We start from the raw sequence: 22975 nt of genomic DNA, 5'->3' as shown, positions 1-22975 counted from the left end.
CGAAACTGCGGACAAAAGAAAAGGGGCGGCCGAAGCCGCCCCTTTCCCGAACCAATCCCCGAAGGGATTAGAACGACAGGATCAGGCCGGTGATGACACCGGTCGAGTCCTGGCTGTTACGCACGTTGGCGGCCGTGAACGGAGCCGACGAACGGATGTTGAACACCGAAGCTTCCAGGTTCACGCCCGGGCCCATCGTGTAGGAGCCGTTGAGCGCGATGGTCTGCAGCTTGTCCTTGCCGGCGTTCGTGATCGCGACCGGAGCGGAGACCGCGCCGTTCTTCACGTTGTTCATTTCGCCGTTGAAGTAGTTCAACGACACGCGAACCGGACCCGTCGTGTAACCAACGCCGAGTTCGTAACCGCGGCCGTCAGCCAGGAAACGGTTCGTGTTGGTCGCCGGCGCCGTGCCGAACGCTTCCAAACGGTTCGTGCCCGAAGCGACGTCCTTGTACTTGCCGTACGAACCGCCGACGTCGAAGCCCATGTAGCTCACGCCGAGGCCGAGACCCCAAGCCGACGGGTCGGGGAGGTTCGCACCACCCGTGACCGTGTTGTCAGCCGAGCTCCACTTGGCGTAACCGGCCGAAGCGCGAACGCCAACGCCCGAGAACGTGTTGACGTAGTTACCAGCGGCGGCATAGCCACGCTGATACACGCCACCAGCGGCCGTCGCCAGCGCGCCGTTACGGTCCTTCGAAGCTTCCGGCGTGTAGTTCACGCCGAGCTGGAAGCCTTCGATACGCGGGGTGAAGTACGCGATCTTCTCCGCCGAACGATCGTAGAGGCGGATGTTGTTCGAAGCGCCGAGACCCGAGTCATCGCGACCGTACACGCTGGCGGTCTGGGTGTACTCGTAGATCTTGCCGGTACGCGCCGAACCAGCGGTGAAGGCGTCCATCGCGCCTTGCGCCATCTGGAAGGCAACGTTGTCCAGCGCGCCGATGCGCAGGTCACCGAAGGCGCCCGACAGAGCGACCCAGTTACGACGCAGGTGCGTTTCCTGGCCAGCGCCACCGGCCGGGCCGGACAGCTGCTGCAGCTGCGCAACCGCCGTGGCGCGCAGGCCGTTCGACAGGTTGGCGGCGGCAGTGATGTCCAAGCGCCAGTCGCGCTGAACGTCGAAGCGCTGCGTCGTGCCGGCGTTGCCGGCCGCCGGAGCGGCGTTGTTGCCGGCCGTCCACGTCGCGATGTTGTCGTGCTGGCTCACGCCGCCGACGAAACCGCGGGCAAGACCGCCAACAGTGAACTGGAAGTTCGTCGAGCTGAAGCCCTGCGCCGGCGCCTGGGCGCTGGCCGGAGCCGCTGCGACGATCGCGAGGCCCAGGGCAACGATGGCCGTGGTCCCGTAAAGCGTCTTCTTCATAAGGTCCTCTCCTTGTTCGGACATGTGTACGGCCTAGCGGCCGTACTGCCGCCCGCTATGGCACCGTGTTTGTGCCAAACCGGCGCGTAGGGGGTCAACTGGAGTCACCCTGCCTGGGCGATTAACGGGCGCGACTGTGGCAACTTCGCCACAATCTTTCCTTTCACCCTTCGCCAAAGAATCGGGATTTTATATCATAATATCAAGAAATTAATATCCGGATCAGAGGGCGATCAGGCGGCGTTCGGGGGCTTACCCAGGGTCGGCGCTTTGCTACCGTTAAAGCGCTGAACACCGCGCCCTTTGAATGGTTTACAAGCAGGAAAGGGCGGTATAATGACGAACCGCTTCGCTGACCGCGCTGGTCGCGGCCGGATTTGAGGATTTGCCATGCTTCGAGCCGTTTCGCTTCGTTCCACCCTGCGTTTGGGCGTCGCTTTCGCGGCTATCCTGGCCGTTGCGGCCTGCAGCGGCCGCAAGGTCGAATACAATTACCCGGTGGAAGTCCCCGGCTCCGACGGCCGCTACGTGCCGTCGGATCAGATCCAACGCGGCGGCCTGTTCGGCGAAGACGGCTTGTTCGGCGGCGGCGGCGGCAAGAAGAACGACGATGGTGGCGGGATCGGCGTTAACGCGCTGCTGTGGCGTGCGTCGCTCGAAACGATCTCGTTCATGCCGATCGTGTCCGCCGATCCGTTCGGTGGCGTCATCATCACCGATTGGTACACGCCGGCCGAAACGCCCGAAGAGCGGTTCAAGCTCAATCTCTACATTCTTGGCCGCCAGCTCCGCGCCGACGGCGTGAAGGCGACGGTGTTCCGCCAGCGCCGCGACAACACGGGCAACTGGGTCGACGCGTCGACCGAAACCGCGACGGCGACGCAGGTCGAGAACGCGATCCTCAACCGCGCGCGCCAGATCCGCCAATCGGCCGGCGCGCGCTGAGCTTAAGACTCTTCACAGCGCCGGCTTGAAGGGTTAATCGTTCGGCCCCCATTTCATAGGCCCTCCTTAGGGAATCCGACGAACGATGGCCGGCCGCTACAATTTCACCGAATCCGAAGCCAAGTGGCAAAAGCGCTGGGAAGACGACGGCGTCTTCCGCGCGGCCGTCGATAATTCGCGCCCGAAATACTACGTGCTCGAGATGTTTCCCTATCCGTCGGGACGCATCCATATGGGCCATGTGCGCAACTACACGCTGGGCGACGTCGTGGCGCGCCATCGCCGGGCGCTCGGCTACAACGTGCTGCACCCGATGGGCTGGGATGCGTTCGGCCTGCCGGCGGAAAACGCCGCGCGCGACCAGAAGATCCATCCCGCGAAATGGACCTACGACAACATCGCCAATATGCGCGGCGAGTTGAAGCGCATGGGCCTGTCGCTGGATTGGTCGCGCGAGATCGCGACCTGCCATCCCGGCTATTACGCGCAGCAGCAATCCCTGTTTCTCGATTTCTTCGCGGCGGGCCTGGTCCACCGCAAAGAGGCGTTCGTGAACTGGGACCCGGTGGACCACACCGTGCTGGCCAACGAACAGGTGATCGACGGCAAGGGCTGGCGCTCCGGCGCCCCCGTCGAGAAGAAGAAACTGTCGCAGTGGTTCTTCAAGATCACCGACTACGCCGACGAATTGCTCGATGCACTTTCCACGCTGAATCGCTGGCCCGAAAAGGTCCGGCTGATGCAGGACAATTGGATCGGCAAATCGTCGGGCGCTTACGTCCATTGGCCGGTCGTCGGCCGCGGCGACAAGATCCAAGTCTTCACCACGCGCCCCGACACGCTGTTCGGCGCTTCGTTCGTCGCGTTGTCGCCCGACCATCCGTTGACGACGGAACTGGCGGCGAAGAACCCTGAACTCGCCGCCTTCGTCGCCAAATGCCAGAGCATGGGCACGTCGGCCGTGGCGATCGAGCAGCAGGAGAAGCTCGGCTTCGACACCGGCTTGAAGGTTCAGCATCCGCTGATCCCCGGCAAACAAGTACCGGTGTGGGTCGCGAATTTCGTGCTGATGGATTACGGCACGGGTGCCATCTTCGGCTGCCCCGGCCACGACCAGCGCGACCATGATTTCGCGTCGAAATACGGTCTGCCGATCGTCGCGGTCGTCAAGGCGCCCGACGGGGCCGCCGACGTGTCGAAGGAGCCCTATGTCGGCCCCGGCACGATCTTCAATTCGGATTTCCTCGACGGGCTGGACGTTGAAACCGCCAAGGTCAAAGTCGGCGAGCGCTTGAAAACGCTGGGGGCGGGCGAGCCCACGACCGTGTGGCGTCTGCGCGATTGGCTGGTCAGCCGCCAGCGTTACTGGGGCTGCCCGATCCCGGTCGTGCATTGCGATTCCTGCGGCGTCGTGCCCGTGCCGAAGGATCAATTGCCGGTCAAGCTGCCCGACGATGTCAGCTTCGATAAACCCGGCAATCCTTTGGATCATCATCCGACCTGGAAACATGTCGATTGCCCGAAATGCGGGAAGCCTGCGCGCCGCGAGACCGACACGTTCGACACCTTCGTCGACTCGTCGTGGTATTTCGCGCGCTTCTGCTCGCCGCGCAGCGACAAGCCGGTCGATCACGACGCGGTCGATTACTGGATGGGCGTCGATCAATATGTCGGCGGCGTCGAGCACGCGATTCTGCATCTGCTCTATTCGCGCTTCTTCACCCGCGCGATGAAGCAGACCGGCCATGTGAAGCTGAGCGAGCCCTTCGCCGGCTTGTTCACCCAAGGCATGGTCTGCCACGAGAGCTACAAGAGTGCGGACGGCAAGTGGCTCTATCCCGAAGAGATCGAGCGCAAATCCGACGACCTCGTGATCGAGATCGCGACCGGCAAGCCGGTGACGGTCGGCCGTCGCGAGGTGATGAGCAAGTCGAAGAAGAACGTCGTCGCCCCGGTGCGCATCATCGGCGAATACGGGGCGGACACGGCGCGGCTGTTCATGCTGTCGGATTCGCCGCCCGAGCGCGATCTGGAATGGAGCGAGGCTGGCGTCGATGGCGCCTTCCGCTTCATCCAGCGTTTGTGGCGCGAGATCTTCGAGCCCGAAACGCCCTTTGCCGCGAAGGGGGCCGCGAAGCCGAACGCCTTCGCGCCGGCGGTCGAAGCCGCGTGGCGTCAGGTCCATAAGACCATCGCCGCCGTGTCGGAAAATCTGGAAGGCTTCCGCTTCAACGTGGCTGTCGCGCAAGTGCGCACGCTGACCAACGCGCTGGCCGAGCTCGACCCGAAGGCCGAGGGTGCGGATTGGGTTCGCCGCAACGGCTTCGAAGCGCTGGTGAAGCTGGTCGGCCCGATGATCCCGCATCTGGGCGAGGAGTTGTGGGCCGCGTTGGGCCACGACACGCTGCTAACGCTGGAGCCGTGGCCGAAAGCCGATCCGGCGTTGCTGGTCGACGACACGATCACGCTGGCGGTGCAGGTCAACGGCAAGCTGCGCGGCACGATCGACGCCAAGCGCGACGCGGGCGAAGACGACGTGCGCGAAGCCGCGTTGGCGATCGCGACCGTTCAGGCCGCGATGGCGGGCAAGCCCGTGCGCAAGCTGATCGTGGTCAAGAACAAGATCGTCAATATCGTCGTCTGACGATCAGGTGCGCAGCAGCCAGAACGCGTAGCCGGGGAACAACGACGGATCGGCCTTCTCGAGCGCTTCCCAGCGATCGAGATCGGCCATCGCCTTGTCCTTCGGGAATTTCTTCGCATAGGCGCGGAACGCCGGCGCATCGGCATCTTGCTGCTGCACGCGCCCGCGGACGAATTCGAAACCGAGGAAGCGCAGCGGCAATCCGGCGAGCAGCGCTTTGAGCTTCGGAATGTCGTAGCGCGTTTCCTGCACGTGGAAGCAAAGATCGCGCAGCAGCGACGCCGAATGGAAATCGGGCCAGTTCGGCAATTCCTTTTGCAGCGTCTGCCCAAGCTTGCCGGTCAGCACGTCGCTGCGGAACCGGCGCAACCCCGCTGGATCGTCCGCATAACCATGCTTGGCGATCGCCTCGCGCGCTTCGACCACGATGCGCCGCCCGTGTTCGCCATAAAGCGCCAAGCGCATCAATCCGCCGGGGACAAGCACTTGCGTCAACGCTTCCAGCCCGGCGCGCGGGCTCGCCATGTGGTGCAGCACGCCGACCGATTCGATATGGCCCCAGGTCGAGCCGAGGCTCGGCAAAGCGAGAATATCGGCCTGGACGAAATTGATGTTCGTCACGCCATGCGCTTCGGCCTGGCGCAAGCCATAGCCGAGCGAGGCTTTCGACAGATCGACCGCATCGACGCCGACATCGGTGTAATTCGCCGCGACCGACAACGGATGCTGGCCGGTCCCCGCCCCCGGCATCAGCACGCGCAAGGGCGTGGCGAATTCCGGCAAGGTTTCGCCGGGCAAATAACGTTCGGCGATGGCCTTGCGGATATCGACCTTCTCCGTCCGGCGCAAACGCAGCCAGCGCGGATAGGGATTCGCCTCGTACATCGCGCGCACGGCCTGGCTGGTCGCGTCGCCGATCGACGTCCATTCGGGAATACGCGCGGCGGCCGCGCGATCAGCCGCTTGCGACAAGGTCGTCGCTTGCGCCAGCGCGGCGAGTTCCGGATCGTTCGCGGCTTCGTCCGCCAAGGGGGCGAACATCGCGCGGCGGGCATGCCCAAACGTATCGAGCGGCAACGCCGCCGCGTCGTTTGCGTTTTGCGCCCAGACATATTCGTTGTTGTAGGCTTGATGCGCCAACGCGATCGCCAGCGGCAACAACGCGGCGGGCGCATCGGCCGCGCACAGCGCCGTACGCACGCGGAACATGAAACCTTCCAAGCGCGGGTCGCGGCAAATCGTGCGCGTCAACGCCAGCAGTAGCAGCTTGTCCTTGGCCATCGCCGCCAACAGATCGCGGCTGGGCGATTGGCCCGGATCGGTCATCCGGTATTTGACGATCAGCTGGTGGGCCGCCGACAGCGACAAGGCTTCGGTTTCGGCACCCTCGGCGGCGAGCGCTTTCTCGAGCAGTGCGGCCAGCGTCGGGCTGAAGCCGGGCGTGCGCGCCATTTCCAGAATCGCGACCATACCGTCGAGTGCGCCCATATGGGCGGGCTCGGCGACGAGCACGTAATTATACGCCCCGAGAGCGGTGTCGAAATCGCCGCGCGCATGGGCGGCGCGCGCGTGGTCGTAGGCCTGGGCGGCTGTCGGCTTTTCCATGGAGCGGGAGTAGCAAACTGCTATCCTCCCGGCACTATGAAAATCGATACGCGCGCCATTCCGGCCTTCGTCAAAAAACCCGATCCGGGGATCCGTGCGATCCTGCTGTTCGGGCCGGATGCGGGTTTGGTGCGCGAACGCGCCGAAATCATCGGCAAGACGGTCGTGCCGGACCTTTCCGACCCATTCCGCGTCGCCGATCTGGGGCCCGAAGCGTTCAAGGACGATCCCGCCCGCCTCGCCGACGAAGCCGCGTCGATCTCGATGATGGGCGGGCGGCGGCTGGTGCGCGTGCGCGGGGCGGGGGCGGAGACCGTCGCCGCCGCGAAGAATTTCCTCGACGACGCCAAGGGCGATGGCCTCGTGATCATCGAGGCGGGCGATCTCGATTCCAAATCGGCACTGCGCAAGCTGTTCGAATCCGCCGCCGTGAAGAACGGTGCGGCCATCGCCTGCTATCGCGACGAGGGCGCGTCGCTTGGCAAGACCATCGCGGAGTCGCTGGCGGCGGAGGGCGTCAAAGCCTCGTCCGATGCGGTCGAATGGCTCGCCGGGCGTCTCGGCACCGATCGCGCGATCACGCGCTCGGAGATCGGCAAGCTGGCGCTTTACGCGGGCAAAGGCGGGACGATCACGCTCGACGACGCGCGTGCACTGATCGGCGATTCGGCCGATATCGATCTCGACGATCTATCGCGCGCCACCGCGCTCGGCGACATGGCCTCGCTCGATCGCGCCTTCGCCAAGCTGGAGGGCGAGGGCGGCAGCCCGATCATGATTCTGCGCGCCCTCGGCCGGCATTTCCTGCGCCTGCAACTCGCCGCCGGGCATATGAGCCACGGGCTCGACAGCGACGCCGCGATGGGCAAGCTGTTCCCGCCGGTGTTCTGGAAAGAGAAAGAGCCGTTCAAGAGCCAGCTCACTCGCTGGCCGTTGCCGCGCATCCAGATCGCGTTGGAACGTCTGCTCGAGGCCGAAATTCAGTGCAAATCCTCGGGTGCCATTCCCGCCGATTTGGTCGCCCAGCGCTGCCTGCTGGCGCTGGCCCAGATGGCCGCGCAGAGTGCAAGGCGTTGATCCGGCGCGGCTTTCCACCGGATTTGTCGAAAAATTAACGGATTTCGGCTAGGATCGCCGCCCATGTCGACGATCGGGCCCTTCCGTGGCGTGGGGCAGACCGCCCCCGGCCGCACAGAAGTCGTGGACGCGATTCGCCAAGCGAGCGAACGCGCCGGCGTCGATTTCAAATTCATGCTGGCCAAGGCGCAGACGGAATCGAGCCTCGATCCGAGTATCCGCGCCCGCACGTCGTCGGCCTCGGGCCTCTACCAATTCATCGAAAGCACTTGGCTCAGCACCGTGCGCCAGCATGGTGCCAAATACGGGATCGGCGATCTCGCCAATTCGATCGAAGACGATTTCGGCGGAGCCGCGCGCGTGCGCGATCCGATGACGCGCCGCCAAATCCTCGATCTGCGTTTCGATCCCAAGATCGCCAGCGCCATGGCGGCCGAGTTCACCAAGTCGAATCACGCGCAGCTCGAGGGCGCGTTGGGTTCAGGCATCAACTCGACCGATCTTTATTTGGCGCATTTTCTGGGTGCGAATGGCGCTTCGCGCTTCCTGCAGAATTATCGCAACGATCCGCAAAAGATCGGCGCCTCGCTGTTCCCGGAAGCGGCCAACGCCAATCGCGGCGTGTTCTACGATCCGTCGAGCGGACGCGCGCGCACGCTCGGCCAGATCTACGATTTCTTCGCCAAGAAAATGGGCGAGGAAATCGCGACGGTCGATACGCAGGATCGTGAAACCGCACCCGCTCCGCCGGGCTTGGCCCCGCGCCGTCCGGCTTCGGCCGATTGGCCGCCGCAGCTGCAAGCGCTCGCCGCACAGTTCGGTTTGAAAGGCACGCATTTGCGCGCCGAAACAGTGATGGCGTTCGCACTCCTCGCCGAGCCGCTGCTCGGCAATTTGCGCGGCGGAATGCCGTTCGGTTCGAGTGCTTCGCGCAATCCCATGGCGCTTGCCATGACCACGACGAACAACCCGACCAATGTCGTGTCGGGCGGCCCGACGCGCCAAGGCCCCGGCCTGTTCGGCTTCTGGTCGGACGACCCGTAAAGCGTCGTCACTCCCCCACGCCGTTGATTTCGACCAGGCCTTCGCGGATTGCGTTGGTCAGCGCTTCGATGCCCTGCTCGAGTTCCTCATGCGCTTTGCGCAGCTCGGCGAGCTCGGCGACGTTGGCGCGCGTCAACGGCGTGCGGTTCGCACCCAGATCGACGACGCTGGCGAGATAGCGCGCGCGCGCCTTGGCGGCGTGCTGCACGGCGAGTTCGACTTCGCGCACTTTCACGCGCGCGACGGCGGCGTTGATCGCCTTCGCTTCTTCGGTCTTGGCGAGATGCTCGATGGTTTTGAGGAAACGGCCGCGGCTCATCGGCTCGCCATCCGCCTGCACGCGTTTGGGGGCGGCTTCGGGCTTGGGCTGTACCTGGGCGTTGCCGCCGGGCAAGGCGATCGTCTTCGCGGCCGGGGCGGCCGACGGGGCGAGCGACAAAGCGGGCTTCAACGGCGGTTGGCTCGCCGTCGTCGATTTGGCGACCGGGGCCGGGGCGGGGTTGGTCGCGACCAAGCGCGGCTCGATCCGTTGGCCCATCGCGGCCGCACCGGGAAAGCGGGCGGCCGGGGCCGTGTTCGGCGCGGGGGCGCTGGGGCCGGTGCCCAGATTGAACAGACCTTGATGCGGGGGCAGATCGGCGGTCGCGGATTGGGCCATATTCGGTACCTCGAACGGGAAAGAAACAAACTTCGGCAAGGTTAATTGCAGCCGCCGGGCCACAGGGTCGCGACGGTTTTTCAATGGGTTAGCGGCGGTGAAAATTAGCCAAGGCGGCATTTCCTGCCGCCGCCGGGCGAAATTTGCCGGTAGCGCGGTGTTACACGAAGCCAATCTGGTGTTACCCGTGACGCCTGTCACAGCGTTTCGCACCGCACCATGCTCTGGTGGTAGCCGATAGAACGACGCCGGAGCGCCGCGTGCCCATTGTCCAAAGCCTGACGCAGTTGCGCACGCGCGGCCGGAGTCACGGCTTGGCGCGGCCTTTCGCGTGGCCAACGATGGCGGTGATGCTGGCGCTCTATGTCGGCTTCGAAGTCGCGTTCAATTTGAATCTGGTCGATGCCGCCTCGGCCGCCGAACCGGACCGCGCGCGGATCGACGATCTGGTGTTCTACGGGAAGGTGCTGGGCGCGTTCGGAATGGCGCTGTTCGTCTTGCGCCCGTTCTTCGCGGCGATCTGGCGGCGCGTGCGCTGGGGCTTGGCCGTGACCTTCGTCGTGCTCTGGGCGCTGGTCTTCGGCGGCTTGTCGACGCTTTACGATCGCGTGCTCGATTCGATTCCGGAATCGGTGCAGCGCGAGGCCCTGTTGCTCGGCCTTTACCGCCAAGCGGTGTTCGCCGGCGCCATCGACAATCCCGAACTCAAAGGCCGCGACGGCAGCCTCGACGACGTCAATCGTCTGGCGCTGGTCAATCTCGCCGCGCGTCTGACCGGCGACAAAAAGGAAATCGCGCAGATCCGCGCCAAGATCGCCGAGGCGCAAACCGCGCGTGCGATGGGATTGCCGATGCCGCAAGCCGCCGCGCATGTCTTGCTCGCCGCCGAGGCCGCGTCGCCCGAACAATTGCGCGAGGCCGTCTCGGCGCTGTTCCTGCCGCCGATGTCGATGACCGTGTCGCTGCTGGCGATCATCGCCAATGCCGCGTCGCTGGCGAGTCTGCTGCTCGCCGTCGCGATCCGCTATCGGCCTGCGCGGCGCGCCTTCGCGGCGTTGCCCGCCGCGGCGATCGCGCTGTTCCTTGTCGTGGTGGACGAGCCGCCTTTCGCCGAAGACAGCCCGAGCTTCGAGATCTACGCCCAGCTCGACGACCATCTGGGGATCGCGGGCTGGGTGTGGAGCCGCGCGATCAATGGCGAAGCCGCGATCCTGCGCCTGACGCTGGATCGTTTGGACGGATCGGCGAAAACGGCTTAGCCCGGATCGCGCTCCAGGCGCGACAACAAATCGTCGAACTGATCGAGATTGGAATAGTGAAGCACGAGCTCGCCCGCGCCATTCTTGCGCGGCTTGAGCTCGACATTCATGCCGAGCGCTTCGACGAGACGCTTCTCGATCGCGCGCGTATCGGCGTCGCGCACCACGCCCTTGGCCGGGCGCTTCAGTTTCGTTTTGACCGTCGCGGGATCGGCTCCGGCTTTAAGCCGCGCTTCGGCCTGGCGCACGGTCAGGCCTTCCAGCGCCATGATCTCGGCGAAGGCGCCGGGATCGGGGGCGGAAAGCGCGACGCGGCCATGGGCCCCGGTCAGCACGCCGGTCTCGATCAGTTTGCGCGCAGGCTCCGGCAACGAGAGAAGACGCAGCGAATTGATCACCGTCGTACGGTTCTTGCCGACGGCCGCGCCCACGCGCTCGGGGCTGAAACCCATCTCGTCTTGCAGGCGCTTGTAGCCAAGCGCTTCTTCGATCGCGTTGAGGTCGGCGCGCTGAAGATTCTCGACCAGGGCCGCTTCCAGCGCCTCGCGGTCGGACAGGTCCTTCACCACCGCCGGGATTTCGTGGAGCGACGCTTCTTGCGCGGCGCGCCAGCGGCGTTCGCCCGCGATCAGCTCGTAATCGCCGGGATGCTTGGCGTCGCGGCGGACCAGAATGGGCTGGAGCACGCCTTGGGTTTTGATCGAGGCGACGAGCTCGGCCATCGCGTCGGGCGCGAAATGCCGGCGCGGCTGGAACTTGCCGGGATGGATCTTGGCGACCGGGATCAACCGCGCGGCGCGCGGGCCTTCGGCGGGCGCGTTGCCTTGCGCGGCGGCGTCGCCCAGCAGCGCCGACAGGCCGCGGCCCAAACCCTTCTTGGCGTCGGCGGGGCTCATGCGGCCTCCGCGAGCGCCGATTCGCGGCGGATGAGTTCGGAGGCGAGCATCACATAAGCCTGACTGCCGGGGCAGCGCAGGTCGTAAAGCAGGACGGGCTTGCCGTGCGAGGGCGCTTCGGAAATGCGCACATTGCGCGGGATCGCGGTTTCGTAGACGATTTCGCCCAGATGCTGGCGCACATCGGCGGCGACCGATTCCGACAGGTTGTTGCGCTTGTCGAACATCGTCAGCACGACGCCCTGCAGGCTCAACCGTGGGTTGAAGCGGCCGCGCACCAAATCGATCGTGCGCATCAGCTGCGCCAAGCCTTCCAGGGCGAAGAACTCGCATTGCAGCGGCACGATCACCGCATCGGCGGCGATCAGCGCGTTGAGCGTGAGTAGGCCGAGCGACGGCGGGGCGTCGATCATCACGTAATCGAGCCCCATGCCCGACAACGAATCGCGCAACGCTTCGGCCAGGCGATATTCGCGCCGCTCGAGGTCGACGAGTTCGAGTTCGGCACCGGCCAGATCGGTCGTCGCCGGCATGACCGAAAGCCCCGGCACCAATGTCGGCAGAATCGCTTCGATCGGCGCCGTGTCCCCGATCAGCACGTCGTAGGTGCCGACATGACGCTCGCTCGACGGGATGCCGAAACCGGTCGACGCGTTGCCCTGCGGATCGAGATCGACGACCAGCACCTTCTTGCCGACGGCGGCCAAAGCCGTGGCGAGATTGATCGCGGTCGTGGTTTTGCCGACGCCGCCTTTCTGGTTGGCGATCGCCAGGATGCGCGGGGCTTTGCTCACGGGATCGGTCATTTCGGTTTCGGATCGCGGATCAGGAGCAGGGCGGCGCCGGACTCGCTGCGCGAGGGAACGACCTGCACATCCATGTGCCACGCGCTTTCCGCTGCGGTCAATTCGTCCGCATAGGTCGCGCCCTTGAGAAACGTGCATAACCCGCCGGGGACGAGCAGCGGCGTGGCCCAATCGAGCAATTGCGGCAGCGGGGCGAGGGCGCGCGCCGCGATCACGTCGGCCATGATTTTTCCGGCCAAGGCTTCGTTGCGCGCGGCGTGGAATTTGATCTTGAGGCCGAGCTCGCGCGCGACATCGATCTGGAAGGCGATCTTGCGGCTGTCGGAATCGACCGAATGGATTTCGAGATCGGGGCGGCAGATTGCGATCACCAGACCGGGAAAGCCCGCCCCGCTGCCGATATCGGCCAGCACGCGCGCATCGCCCAGATGCGGGACGATCTGCCAGGAATCGTAGAAATGCCGCTCCCAAATCTCCGGCAGCGTCGTGGCCGAGACGAGATTGATCTTCGCCTGCCATTTTTCGAGAAGCGATTGATATCGCTTAAGTTTCTCGATCGTTTCTCGAGAAACACCGGTCTTCGCGGCGAAATCGTCGGGGGTCACGCGGCTTTTCTGACGTAGCGGAGCAAGGCGGTCAATGCCGCCGGTGTCATGCCCTGGATGCGCGCGGCCCGGCCCAGCGTGGCCGGGCGCACGGCAGCGAGCTTGGAGCGCAGTTCGTTCGACAAAGCGGCGATGGCGGCATAGTCGAGGTCCGGCGACAGGGCCAATTCCTCGTCGCGGCGGAAGGCGCGGATCTCGGCTTCCTGGCGGCTGAGATAGCCTTGGTACAGCGCGTCGACCTCGATCTGCTCGACCACGTCCGGCGCCCAGGTCCGCAGCTCCGGCCATTCGGCGGCGACGCGGTCCCAGGTGATGCCCGGCAGGCGCAGCAAATCGGTGATTCCGCGAATGACGCCGTCCTGATTGACCGCGAAGCCGCGCTTGGCGAGCTTCGGCGGGCTTTCGGCGAGTTCCGCAACCCGCGCCCGCGCCGCCGCGAGGCGCGATTTCTTATCCGCCCAGGCGGTTTGGCGCGCCGAACCGACGATGCCGGCGGCAATGCCCTTATCGGTCAGACGTTGATCGGCGTTGTCGGCGCGCAGCGACAGGCGATACTCGGCCCGGCTGGTGAACATCCGATAGGGCTCGCGTGTGCCGTGCGTGACCAGATCGTCGATCATCACGCCGATATAGGCCTCGGCCCGGTCCAAAAGGATCGGTTCCTGGCCGCCCGCGCGGCGCGCGGCGTTCCAGCCGGCCATGATCCCTTGCGCGGCCGCTTCTTCGTAGCCGGTCGTCCCGTTGATCTGCCCGGCGAGATAAAGCCCGGGTACCCGCTTGGTCTCCAGGCTCGGGTAAAGCTCGCGCGGATCGACGAAATCATACTCGATCGCGTAGCCCGGCCGGATCATCACGCAATTCTCAAGCCCCTGAATCGTCTTGAGAATTCCAAGTTGGATATCGCGCGGCAGGGAGGTCGAAATGCCGTTCGGGTAGACGGTTGGATCATCCAGGCCCTCGGGCTCCAGGAAGATCTGGTGACGCTCGCGGCCGGCGAATTTCACCACCTTGTCCTCGATCGACGGGCAATAGCGCGGCCCGGTCGATTCGATCTGGCCCGAATACATCGGCGCCTGGTGGAGATTGCCGCGGATCAGCGCATGCGTCGCTTCGGACGTATAGGTCACGCCGCACTCGATCTGCGGCACCTCGATCTTGGCCGTCAGGGTCGAAAACGGGATCGGCGGGTCGTCGGCCGGCTGCATTTCCAGCCCCGACCAGTCGATTGTGCGCCCGTCGAGGCGCGGCGGCGTACCGGTCTTGAGGCGGCCGAGCGCGAAACCCGCCCGGGCGAGCGTCTTGGACAGGCCCAGGCTCGGCTTTTCGCCGACCCGGCCGGCCGGGGTCTTTTCGAGGCCAATATGGATCAGGCCGTTGAGAAACGTGCCGGTGGTGAGCACGACCGCACCACAGGGAATGCGCTGGCCGGCTTCGGTCAGCACGGCGGCGACGCGGCCCTCGGCGTCGAGTTCCAGATCGGCAGCCTCGCCACCGGCGATATCCAGATTGGCCTGATCGGCCAGGATCGCCTGCATCGCCTGGCGATAGAGCTTGCGATCGGCCTGGGAGCGGGGGCCGCGCACCGCCGGGCCCTTCGATTTGTTGAGCATCCGGAACTGAATCCCGGCGCGGTCGATCGCGCGGGCCATCACGCCGTCCAGCGCGTCGATCTCGCGGACAAGGTGCCCCTTGCCCAAGCCGCCGATCGCCGGATTGCAGCTCATCTCGCCGATCTTGGCGGTGTCGAGTGTCAGCAACAGCGTTTTGGCCCCGGCGCGCGCCGACGCGGCCGCGGCTTCGCAGCCGGCATGGCCGCCGCCGATGACGATAACGTCGTAGCGGGGGACGTCGTAACGTGCGGCCGGAAGGGGAAGGGGATTGCTCACGGGCGCGGAACCTACGGATTTAGGGCCGATCCGTCAAATCCAGGAATCTGTTTCTCGAGAAACAGCGAAAATTATCTTTTTATATCAAGGGGTTTACGCAGGTGCAAAATTCGCAAAATGCGAATTTCGGAATTATCGTCTGGTTTCAAACCGTTATCTCAAGACAAATTTTTCACATCGCCGTAACTTATCCACACCGCAGGGCATAACCCTCATGCCCTGCTCGTCGCTTTCGTGAGGCCCAAGATGGCGAACGAAACCTATCTCGTGCAGTTCTACCCGCCCAATGGCGGACCCAACGCGCCGGGCAAGCCGGTCTACGCGAGCAACGATTTCGCCGCCGCCGCCGCCGCCTATGACAAGGCCGCGAGCGAACACGGGCCCGGCTGGCTGGTACTGTGGAATCAGCGTTCGCGTTTGAAGCTGCAGCAAAAGCAATTGCTGCGCGCGCCCGAACCGGTGAAGCCGTTCGGCACGGTCACGCGTTCGCCGGCCCTCAGCCGCTAATCACTTTCCGATACAGAACTCGCCGAACAATACGTCGAGTACATCTTCGACGCCCGCGCGCCCGACGATGCGCCCGAATGCGGCAAGGCAGGCGCGCAGCTCTTCGCCGATCAACTCCGCCACGTCGAGATCGCGCGCGCGCAACAACGCGGCTTGCGCATCCTCCAACGCCTCGCGATGACGCGCGCGGGTGACGAGCGGGGCGGCACCGTCGCGTGATCCCAGACGTTCGCCGACGATCGCGGCGAGCTGGTTTTCCAACGCCTCGATGCCCGCCCCGGTCAACGCGCTGACGGCAAGACCCTTCACGGCGGGGGCGAGATCGGCCATGTTCAGCACGACCAGCGCATCGCGCGCAAGATCGGCAAGCTCGCCCGTGGGCGCCGGCTCGCGCGCATCGAGCACGAGCAGTTTCAGATCCGCCTGATCGGCGCGTTCGCGCGCGCGGCGCATACCTTCGCGCTCGATCGCGTGATGCGGGTCGGCTTCGTCGATCCCGCGCAAACCCGCCGTATCCCACAACACGACCGGCAGGCCCTTTAGGTCGAGCCGCACCTCGATCGTGTCGCGCGTCGTGCCCGCGATCTCCGACACGATCGCCGCGTCGCGCTTGGCCAGCCGATTGAGCAGCGACGACTTGCCCGCATTCGGCGGGCCCAGAATCGCGACCGAAAACCCGTCGCGCAAAATCTCGCCGCGATGGCCGTCATCGAGGATCGCTGCGATGCGCTTGGCCAAGGCCTCGATCGGCGCCTTCATCGCCGCAATGGCCCCGCCGGGCACGTCGCCCTCGTCGGGGAAATCGATCTCGGCCTCGGCTTGGGCCAGCAGCTTGATCGCGGTGTCGCGCAAGGCTTCCACCTGGGCGCCCAACGCGCCACCCAATTGCGCCAAAGCCTGGCGGGCCTGTTCGCGGGTTTCGGCGGCGATCAAATCGGCGAGCGCTTCGACCTCGGCCAAATCGAGCTTCCCCGCGTCATAGGCGCGGCGCGCGAATTCGCCGGGCCGCGCCATCCGCAACCCCGGCAGGCGGGCAAGCGCCGCGAGCACGCCGGTCATCACCGCCCGGCTGCCGTGAAGATGGAGCTCGGCGACATCCTCGCCGGTGAAACTCGCGGGGCCGGGGAACCACAGCACCAACGCGTCGTCGAGTGGTGCGCGATCGTCTGGATCGATCAACCGCGCGCGCGTTGCCATGCGAGGCAGGGGCCGCTTGCCGCCCAACGCCGTTAAGGCCGCCCCGGCTTGGGGACCCGAAACGCGCACGACCGCGACCCCGGCGATGCCGGTGGCGGTCGCGGGCGCGTAGATCGTGTCTTTTGACGTCTCAGACGGCAATCAGGCCTTGGGCGCCGAATCCGGCTTGGCCGTGTCGGCTTTGGTCTCGGCCATCTGATCGTTCATGCCGCGCTTGAACGCCTTGATCCCGCCGGCGAGGTCGCCCATCGCTTTCGGGATACGCCCCGCGCCGAACAGCAGCAGCGCGATCACCGCCAGAATTGCGATTTCAGGGAGACCGAGGGACATGGGCGCACACCGGCGAAAAGGGGGTCCGAAGACCCCCACTATCGCGCGGCCTTTGCCGGAATCCCAGCGATAGATTCGTGGATTACGTCACCCGGCGCGTCGCGGCGTCGGGCAGGTATTTGTCGGTCCAGATCTTGTCGACCGGCACGACGCTGGGCAGGCCCATGCCCATCGCCAGCAGCTCGATCGATTTTTGCAGCCGCGTCTTGTCGATATCGCCAAGACCGGTGCGCTTGGTTTCTTCGGTCATCACCTGGTGCTTGATGACCCATTCCAGGCGCTCGAGCTCCAATTGGTGATTGATGAGGCCGTCCGCCTTCAACAGCGAATCCGTCACAGGCTTGGCGTCGGCGATGGCGTCGCGCCAGCCGCGCAGGCACGCGCGCAGCAGCCCGGGCAGAACCGCTTCGTTGTCGCGCAGCGCCTTACGGCTGGCGAGCAGCGAGTTCGAGTACATGTCGAGCCCATGATCGGCGTAAGCCATGATCGAGATATCCTCGAACTTCACGCCCAAGCCCTTCAGGTTCAACCACACGGTCGAATCGAACCCGGTGATCGCGTCGACCTCGCGGCGCATGAACACGGCCTCGCGCAAGCGCAAATCCATGTTGTTGAATTTGACCGTCGCGGGATCGAGGTTGTTCGCGCGGAAAAACACCGGGAACAGGCGGAAAGCGTTGTCGGTCAGCGGCCCGCCCACGGTCTTGCCGGCCAGATCGGCGGGTTTCTTGATGCCGGCACTCGCCCACGACACGATCGCGGCCGGCGTGGTGCGATAGACGTTGAAAATGCCCAGCGGTGTGGAATCCGGGTTCTTCAGATAGAATTCCGACATGCCGGGCAAGTCGGCGAAACCGATATCGTAGGTCTCGGTCGCCACGCGCTGCATGGCGTCGGCCCCCGAGGCCGGGTCCATCGCCGTGATGCGAATGCCCTCGGCGGCGAAATAGCCTTTCTCGAGCGCGTGGATGAACGGCGAGTTGGTGCCGTTGCGCGGCAGGTTCAGCGAAAACTTGATCGGCACACCGCCGCTTTGCGCCCACACGTAAGGCGCCGCGATCGCAGCCCCCGCCAAGCCTAAGAACCCGCGCCGCGCCAATTGCTTCGCCATCTCCGCCTCCTTCGGTTGTTCTTCGAAGGCGGGATGTGCAATCGCTGTGCCCTGACTTTAGAAGTCGTCGCGCGCCAGCACTTCGCAATTGGCGAAGCTGTGGCCGGTCAAGCGGTTGAGGAACGTGCCGTGGCCGACCACGGCGATATTGCGTTCCGGCCGGCCCGCAAGCCATGCCCGGAAATCGGCCACGCGGGCGCCCAAGGTTTCCTCGCTTTCGATCGCGATCTCGTGCGGGCGGCCCTCTTCGTGATGCCACCAGAATTCGGGGAACGCGCCGAATTCCAGATGCCCGAACTCGCCCGCCAACGCGGCGCGCGGCCGGCCCAGATCGCCCGAATGCTCCACGCGTTCGCGATGCAGCGCTTCCACGCGGATCGGCACGTTCACGCCGGCGAAAGCCAACAGCGTGGTTTCGATCGCGCGCGTCAGCGGCGAGGTGACGACGAGCTGCACGTCGTGCCACAGACCTTGGCCCGACAGGGCGCTGGCTTGGCCGCGCCCTTTCTCGGTCAAGCGCGCGTCGAAGATCATCGGATCTTTCGGGCGGATCAATTCGAAGGCGGCGTTGAACTCGGACTGGCCGTGGCGAATGAAGCGAATGCGGCGCTGATTCTTCATTTTTTGGGCTTGGGACCGTCTTCGGGTTGGCGCAACAGGTGCAGGACGCGTTTGCCGTCGATCACATGGGTCTGGAGGATCGCGTCGATGTCTTCGGTCGTCCGGGGCTGATACCAGACGCCCTCGGGGTAGATCACCAGCGACGGCCCGATCTCGCAGCGATCCAAGCAACCGGCCGAATTGACCCGGACGTTCTTGATGCCCAGTTCCTTGGCGCGCGCCTTCATATAGTCGCGCAGGCGTTCGGAGCCTTTGGGCTTGCACGAACCGCGCGGATGGCCTTCCGGCCGTTCGTTGGTGCAGACGAAGATATGCGCTTCGTAGAATTGGGCGGGATCGCCCGGCAGATTGCGCGTGGTCATTTCTTGTCGCTGCTCGTGCTCGCGAGATTGGTCCAGAATTTCTGCATCTCGGAAATGCCCGCCCCGGTGAACCACTGGCGGAACAGCGTTTCGGGGTCCATCGCCTTCATCGCCTGTTCCATGCGGCCTTGCATTTGGGCCATCAGCGCGTCCTGCATGGGCTTCAAATCGGGCAGGCCCATGAAAACGCGGGCCTCCTCGGGCGTGCAATCGATATCGATCTTGATCTTCATCGGGGCTGGCGGCTCCTTCGCGCGGAGCCGTCAGATTACCCGCTTCTAAGCGCCCCGGGCGAGGAACTTCTCGATCGCCGCCGCCGCTTTGGGGTCGAGCGTGGAGTACCGCACGATCAGCCCGCGCTCGCCATTCGCCACGACCATCGCCGGGACGACGAACTCCGCCGGTTTGGATTTCGCGCTGCGGCCCGGCACCGTCAACGTGATGATCAGCGAATCTCCCTCGCCATAGCCCGGCAAGGGCGCTTGCGTGCGGGCCCCCATGGTCGACAGGTCGGCCAGCGCCAGCTTCGTGCCCTTGGCGGACAGGAACGCGCCCTCGGCGGAAACACGCTCGGCGCGGCGCTGCTCGGTCATGGGCGCTTTCCTTCGATCCGCTGCTTCATCTCGCCGTCTTCCTTGCCGTCGATCCAATTCACCAGATTGCGGACCATTTTCGACCTTGCGAGATCGATGCCGTTCCAGCACGTCGCCTCTTCCACGCCCTCGGCTTCGTCGCGCGGCAAGGTCGGCATGATCTTGACGATATACTCGATCGCGTCGAGCGGCGCCGCGCCCGATTTGCCGTCGTCGCGCAGACGAATGCTTTCGTCCCATACATTCATGCACTCTTCCCAACCGTCGAGCGCGAAGGAAACGCGCCGGCGGACAAGGGCGAGCGTTTCCACCGCCGCTTCGGGTTTGGCGAGGGCGCGGGTGAGGTCCTTCGTCACCGCCGAGAGCTTGAAATATTCGTTGCGCAGCAAATCGCGGAACTGGGTCGCGGCAAAAGCGACGAGCAGCGCGTTTTGCGCGGCCTGATCGCGCACGCGGCGTTCATGGGCGCGCACTTGATCGCGAAACTCGTCGAGCCGCGTCGCCGCGCGGCCCAACGCGCCCTCCGTCGGAAATTTCGCCGGATCGTCGCTCGGCACGCCCAGCGGGCCGATCAATTCGGCGAATTTCTCCAAACGCTGCGCGATCTCGTTCTCCTTGCAACCCGCCAGCTTGGCGAAATAGCCGAACACGACCGACGTCGCATTGGCAGCGGCTTTGTCGCCTTGGATTTCGGCCATGATCTTGGCCTTGTCGGCGGCTTTGAGTGTCGCGTTGTCCAACGCGTCGCCCGCCTCGCGCGACGCGGCGACCAGCAGTGCGATATAGGCTTTGAAGCGCTCGAGCTTTTCCTCCTGCTCGACGACGATATAGCGCGCCTTGGCGATATCGTCGGCACCCTGGTCGCGATCGGCTTCGGCCGACAGGCGCTTCACGGTCAGCGGGTCCAGCCCGTGCTCGGCCTGCGCCGACAGCGCGAAATACAACCCCATATCGCGCGGCGGAAACTGCATCCAGCCGGGCAATTGCGTCCACGGCATGATCATGCGCCGGCCGGAATCGCCCGACGGATCGGCGAACAACGCTTCCCATTCCTTGGGCGGTTTGCCGGGTTCCGCGCGCGCCCGGATATGGCGCAATTGGCGATGCGCGAAGGGCACGCACACACCGCGCGCCTCGAACGTCTCGGGCGTGTCGATCTTGGGCTTGCGGGCGCGAGTATTCATCTTAAGGGCGATAATCCCGCATCGATCCTTTCGTAAGGATTAACCCCGGCTTGCGATTCCCCCGCCGGGTCTGGCACGCTCCGCCCCGCAGTTTTTCCCGGGAGTACCCCCATGAGCGACCTCACGATCGCGGCCAAGACCGCGTCCCCGCAATTCGGCACGGAATTCACGGCCTATCTGGCGCTGCCACCGGGCGGGAAGGGTCCGGGCTTGGTGCTGATCCAGGAAATTTTCGGGGTCAATCAAGTGATGCGCGATCTGGCCGACGGCTACGCGCGTCAAGGCTATGTCGTCGCCTGCCCCGATATTTTTTGGCGCCAGCAGCCCGGCATCCAAATCACCGACAAGACCGACGCCGAATGGGCGCGCGCGTTCGAGCTGTTCAAGGGCTTCGATTTCGCGCTGGGTGTCGAAGATCTCGGCGCCACGCTCGACGCGTTGCGCAAGCATCCGGCGGTGACCGGAAAAGTCGGCGCGGTCGGTTACTGCCTGGGCGGCAATCTCGCCTATCAAATGGCGGCGCGCACCTCGGCCGATGCGGCCGTGTCGTATTACGGCGTGGGGCTCGACGGCTTGCTCGACATCGCCGGCGGGATCAAAAAGCCGCTGCTGATGCATATCGCCGAGAAGGACGGCTTCGTGCCGCCCGAGGCGCAAGCCAAGATCAAGGCGGGTCTCGCTGGCAATTCCAGCGTGACGATCCATGTCTATCCGGGACAAGACCACGCCTTCGCGCGCGAAGGCGGCAAGCACTGGAACGCCGACGCGGCCAAGCTCGCCAATGCGCGCACCGCCGAATTCTTCAAAACCAATCTCGTCTAAGGAGCACGATTTCCATGGTCAAAGCGGTTCGCGCGCAAAAATCCGGCGGTCCCGAGGTGATGGTCTACGAGGATATCGACCTCGCGCCGCCGGGCCCCGGCCAGGTGCAGATCAAACACACGGCGATCGGCGTCAATTTCATCGACACGTATATGCGCTCGGGGCTTTACCCCACGCCTACGCCCTTCGCGCCGGGCAACGAAGCCGCGGGTACGATCGCCGCGGTCGGAGCGGGCGTCACCGATTTCAAAATCGGCGATCGCGTCACCTATGTGATCCCGGGCGGCGGCGCCTATAGCGAAGCGCGCAACGCGCCCGCCGATCGCGTGGTCAAGCTGCCCGACGGCATCACCGACAAGCAAGCCGCGTCGATGATGCTGAAGGGCATGACCGCGCAATATCTTCTGCGCCGCACCTATAAGGTCCAGAAGGGCGACACGATCCTGTTCCACGCGGCGGCCGGCGGCGTGGGTTTGATTGCGGGCCAATGGGCCCAGCATCTGGGCGCCATCGTCATCGGCACGGTCGGTTCGCCTGAAAAGGCGAAGCTCGCGCACGCCAACGGCTACGCCCACACCATTCTCTATCGCGACACGGATTTCGTCGCCGCGACCAAGGCGATCATCCCCGAAGGCGTGCCGGTCGTTTACGATTCCGTCGGCAAGGACACGTTCCTGAAGTCGCTCGATTGCTTGCGGCCTTTGGGCCTGCTCGCGTCGTTCGGCCAATCCTCGGGCGCCGTCGAGCCGCTCAACACGGGCTTGCTGGCGGCCAAGGGTTCGCTGTTCCTCACGCGTCCGACGCTGTTCACGTATATCGCAAAGAAGGAAGACCTCGTCGCCACCGCGAACGAATTGTTCGACGTGGTCGCGAAGGGCATCGTGAAGATCGAAACCTCGGCCGAATACGCGTTGAAGGACGCGGTGCGCTGCCACACCGATCTCGAAGGCCGCAAGACGACCGGCTCGGTCATCCTGGTGCCGTAATGGCGAAGGTGGTCGACCCGGCGGATGTGCCGGCGCGTGTGGCGACCGGTTATCCGCCCGATCTCCAAGCCAAGATCGCCGGGCGCGCCAAGCGCGCGCTCGGCGACTTGCTGGGCTTGAAGAATTTCGGCGTCAATCTCACGACCATCCCGCCGAAATCCGCCAGCGCCTTGCGCCATTACCACGCGCGCCAGGACGAATTCGTCTACATCGTTTCGGGCACGCCCACGCTGGTGACGGATAACGAACGCCACGTGTTGCAGCCCGGTATGTGCGCGGGTTTCCCGGCGGGCGAGGCGAACGGCCATTGCCTGGTCAATGAAACCGACACGGATGTCGTCTATCTGGAAGTCGGCGACCGCACGCCGGGCGACAGCGTCGTCTATCCCGACGACGATCTTCAGGCCAGTTCCGCCGCCGCGTGGACCTATAAGCGCAAGGACGGATCGAACATTTAGCCCCGCGCCGGCC

24 protein-coding genes are annotated in these 22975 nt (G+C 64.9%); 9 read left to right on the top strand and 15 right to left on the bottom strand.

Annotated elements, in window-relative coordinates; translation table 11 throughout:
- Positions 1-67 precede the first annotated feature (67 nt).
- Entirely contained in the window at positions 68-1366 is a 1299-nt protein-coding gene (locus J0H39_02690) for a porin (protein MBN9495638.1), read from the bottom strand.
- Between the two features lie 390 nt (positions 1367-1756).
- Between J0H39_02690 and J0H39_02685 the strand changes: the two genes are divergently transcribed.
- Together J0H39_02685 and J0H39_02680 are read left to right on the top strand one after the other, a co-directional pair.
- Positions 1757-2311 (top strand): DUF3576 domain-containing protein, encoded by a 555-nt coding sequence (locus J0H39_02685; GenBank protein MBN9495637.1) that lies wholly within the window; start codon positions 1757-1759, stop codon positions 2309-2311.
- Positions 2312-2396: 85 nt separating this feature from the next.
- Positions 2397-4955 (top strand): leucine--tRNA ligase, encoded by a 2559-nt coding sequence (locus J0H39_02680; protein MBN9495636.1) that lies wholly within the window; start codon positions 2397-2399, stop codon positions 4953-4955.
- A gap of 3 nt (positions 4956-4958) precedes the next feature.
- Here J0H39_02680 and J0H39_02675 read toward each other — a convergent pair whose 3' ends face one another.
- Positions 4959-6560: a methyltransferase domain-containing protein gene (locus J0H39_02675; protein MBN9495635.1), complete on the bottom strand. Its 1602-nt coding sequence runs from the start codon at positions 6558-6560 to the stop codon at positions 4959-4961.
- A gap of 36 nt (positions 6561-6596) precedes the next feature.
- Here J0H39_02675 and J0H39_02670 point away from each other — a divergent pair, with 36 nt between their 5' ends.
- A complete protein-coding gene (locus J0H39_02670; protein MBN9495634.1) occupies positions 6597-7637 on the top strand; it encodes a DNA polymerase III subunit delta in 1041 nt (346 codons plus the stop codon).
- 63 nt (positions 7638-7700) lie between these two features.
- Positions 7701-8681, top strand: a complete 981-nt coding sequence (locus tag J0H39_02665; GenBank protein ID MBN9495633.1) for a transglycosylase SLT domain-containing protein — start codon at positions 7701-7703, stop codon at positions 8679-8681.
- A gap of 7 nt (positions 8682-8688) precedes the next feature.
- Here J0H39_02665 and J0H39_02660 read toward each other — a convergent pair whose 3' ends face one another.
- Positions 8689-9339: a hypothetical protein gene (locus J0H39_02660; GenBank protein MBN9495632.1), complete on the bottom strand. Its 651-nt coding sequence runs from the start codon at positions 9337-9339 to the stop codon at positions 8689-8691.
- A gap of 260 nt (positions 9340-9599) precedes the next feature.
- On the opposite strand from J0H39_02660, the gene J0H39_02655 reads away from it, so the two are divergent.
- Entirely contained in the window at positions 9600-10598 is a 999-nt protein-coding gene (locus tag J0H39_02655; GenBank protein ID MBN9495631.1) for a hypothetical protein, read from the top strand.
- Here the strand turns inward: J0H39_02655 and J0H39_02650 are convergent.
- From J0H39_02650 to mnmG, 4 genes are read right to left on the bottom strand one after another with little or no spacing between them, the layout of a single operon-like run.
- Positions 10595-11494, bottom strand: coding sequence for a ParB/RepB/Spo0J family partition protein (locus J0H39_02650; GenBank protein MBN9495630.1), 900 nt, complete (start codon positions 11492-11494; stop codon positions 10595-10597). The genes J0H39_02655 and J0H39_02650 overlap by 4 nt on opposite strands.
- Complete coding sequence (locus J0H39_02645) at positions 11491-12300, bottom strand: ParA family protein (GenBank protein MBN9495629.1); 810 nt, start codon at positions 12298-12300, stop codon at positions 11491-11493. Before J0H39_02645 ends, J0H39_02650 begins: the two co-directional genes overlap by 4 nt.
- A complete protein-coding gene (gene rsmG / locus J0H39_02640; GenBank protein ID MBN9495628.1) occupies positions 12297-12905 on the bottom strand; it encodes a 16S rRNA (guanine(527)-N(7))-methyltransferase RsmG in 609 nt (202 codons plus the stop codon). Before rsmG ends, J0H39_02645 begins: the two co-directional genes overlap by 4 nt.
- On the bottom strand, positions 12902-14791 hold the full coding sequence (gene mnmG / locus J0H39_02635; GenBank protein ID MBN9495627.1) for a tRNA uridine-5-carboxymethylaminomethyl(34) synthesis enzyme MnmG: 1890 nt from the start codon (positions 14789-14791) through the stop codon (positions 12902-12904). The genes rsmG and mnmG overlap by 4 nt, the downstream gene beginning before the upstream one ends.
- A 246-nt stretch (positions 14792-15037) precedes the next feature.
- Between mnmG and J0H39_02630 the strand changes: the two genes are divergently transcribed.
- Entirely contained in the window at positions 15038-15298 is a 261-nt protein-coding gene (locus J0H39_02630) for a hypothetical protein (protein MBN9495626.1), read from the top strand.
- On the opposite strand, the gene mnmE is transcribed toward J0H39_02630, so the two are convergent.
- The 8 genes from mnmE to J0H39_02590 all read right to left on the bottom strand — a co-directional run bounded on the left by mnmE (position 15299) and on the right by J0H39_02590 (position 20696).
- On the bottom strand, positions 15299-16636 hold the full coding sequence (gene mnmE, locus J0H39_02625; GenBank protein MBN9495625.1) for a tRNA uridine-5-carboxymethylaminomethyl(34) synthesis GTPase MnmE: 1338 nt from the start codon (positions 16634-16636) through the stop codon (positions 15299-15301). It lies immediately after the preceding gene.
- Positions 16637-16825 carry a twin-arginine translocase TatA/TatE family subunit gene (gene tatA / locus J0H39_02620; protein MBN9495624.1) on the bottom strand — a complete coding sequence of 63 codons (189 nt, stop codon included), beginning with the start codon at positions 16823-16825 and terminating at the stop codon, positions 16637-16639.
- Between the two features lie 82 nt (positions 16826-16907).
- Complete coding sequence (locus J0H39_02615; GenBank protein MBN9495623.1) at positions 16908-17936, bottom strand: ABC transporter substrate-binding protein; 1029 nt, start codon at positions 17934-17936, stop codon at positions 16908-16910.
- Between the two features lie 57 nt (positions 17937-17993).
- Complete coding sequence (locus J0H39_02610) at positions 17994-18557, bottom strand: histidine phosphatase family protein (GenBank protein MBN9495622.1); 564 nt, start codon at positions 18555-18557, stop codon at positions 17994-17996.
- On the bottom strand, positions 18554-18919 hold the full coding sequence (locus J0H39_02605) for a (2Fe-2S) ferredoxin domain-containing protein (GenBank protein MBN9495621.1): 366 nt from the start codon (positions 18917-18919) through the stop codon (positions 18554-18556). The genes J0H39_02610 and J0H39_02605 overlap by 4 nt, the downstream gene beginning before the upstream one ends.
- A complete protein-coding gene (locus J0H39_02600; GenBank protein ID MBN9495620.1) occupies positions 18916-19152 on the bottom strand; it encodes a hypothetical protein in 237 nt (78 codons plus the stop codon). Before J0H39_02600 ends, J0H39_02605 begins: the two co-directional genes overlap by 4 nt.
- A gap of 45 nt (positions 19153-19197) precedes the next feature.
- Positions 19198-19512 (bottom strand): PilZ domain-containing protein, encoded by a 315-nt coding sequence (locus tag J0H39_02595; GenBank protein MBN9495619.1) that lies wholly within the window; start codon positions 19510-19512, stop codon positions 19198-19200.
- Complete coding sequence (locus J0H39_02590) at positions 19509-20696, bottom strand: hypothetical protein (GenBank protein ID MBN9495618.1); 1188 nt, start codon at positions 20694-20696, stop codon at positions 19509-19511. The genes J0H39_02595 and J0H39_02590 overlap by 4 nt, the downstream gene beginning before the upstream one ends.
- Before the next feature lie 111 nt (positions 20697-20807).
- On the opposite strand from J0H39_02590, the gene J0H39_02585 reads away from it, so the two are divergent.
- Genes J0H39_02585 through J0H39_02575 form a run of 3 tightly spaced genes read left to right on the top strand, consistent with a single transcriptional unit; the run spans position 20808 to position 22962 of the window.
- On the top strand, positions 20808-21518 hold the full coding sequence (locus tag J0H39_02585) for a dienelactone hydrolase family protein (GenBank protein ID MBN9495617.1): 711 nt from the start codon (positions 20808-20810) through the stop codon (positions 21516-21518).
- A 14-nt stretch (positions 21519-21532) separates the two neighbouring features.
- On the top strand, positions 21533-22504 hold the full coding sequence (locus J0H39_02580) for a quinone oxidoreductase (protein ID MBN9495616.1): 972 nt from the start codon (positions 21533-21535) through the stop codon (positions 22502-22504).
- A complete protein-coding gene (locus tag J0H39_02575; GenBank protein ID MBN9495615.1) occupies positions 22504-22962 on the top strand; it encodes a cupin domain-containing protein in 459 nt (152 codons plus the stop codon). The genes J0H39_02580 and J0H39_02575 overlap by 1 nt, the downstream gene beginning before the upstream one ends.
- The last annotated feature ends 13 nt before the right edge of the window (positions 22963-22975 follow it).

It is taken from the genome of Alphaproteobacteria bacterium (genome assembly GCA_017308135.1).
Lineage (GTDB): Bacteria > Pseudomonadota > Alphaproteobacteria > CACIAM-22H2 > CACIAM-22H2 > Tagaea.
The sequence above is the reverse complement of the archived record's forward strand: the minus strand, read 5'-3'. Positions and strand labels throughout refer to the sequence as shown.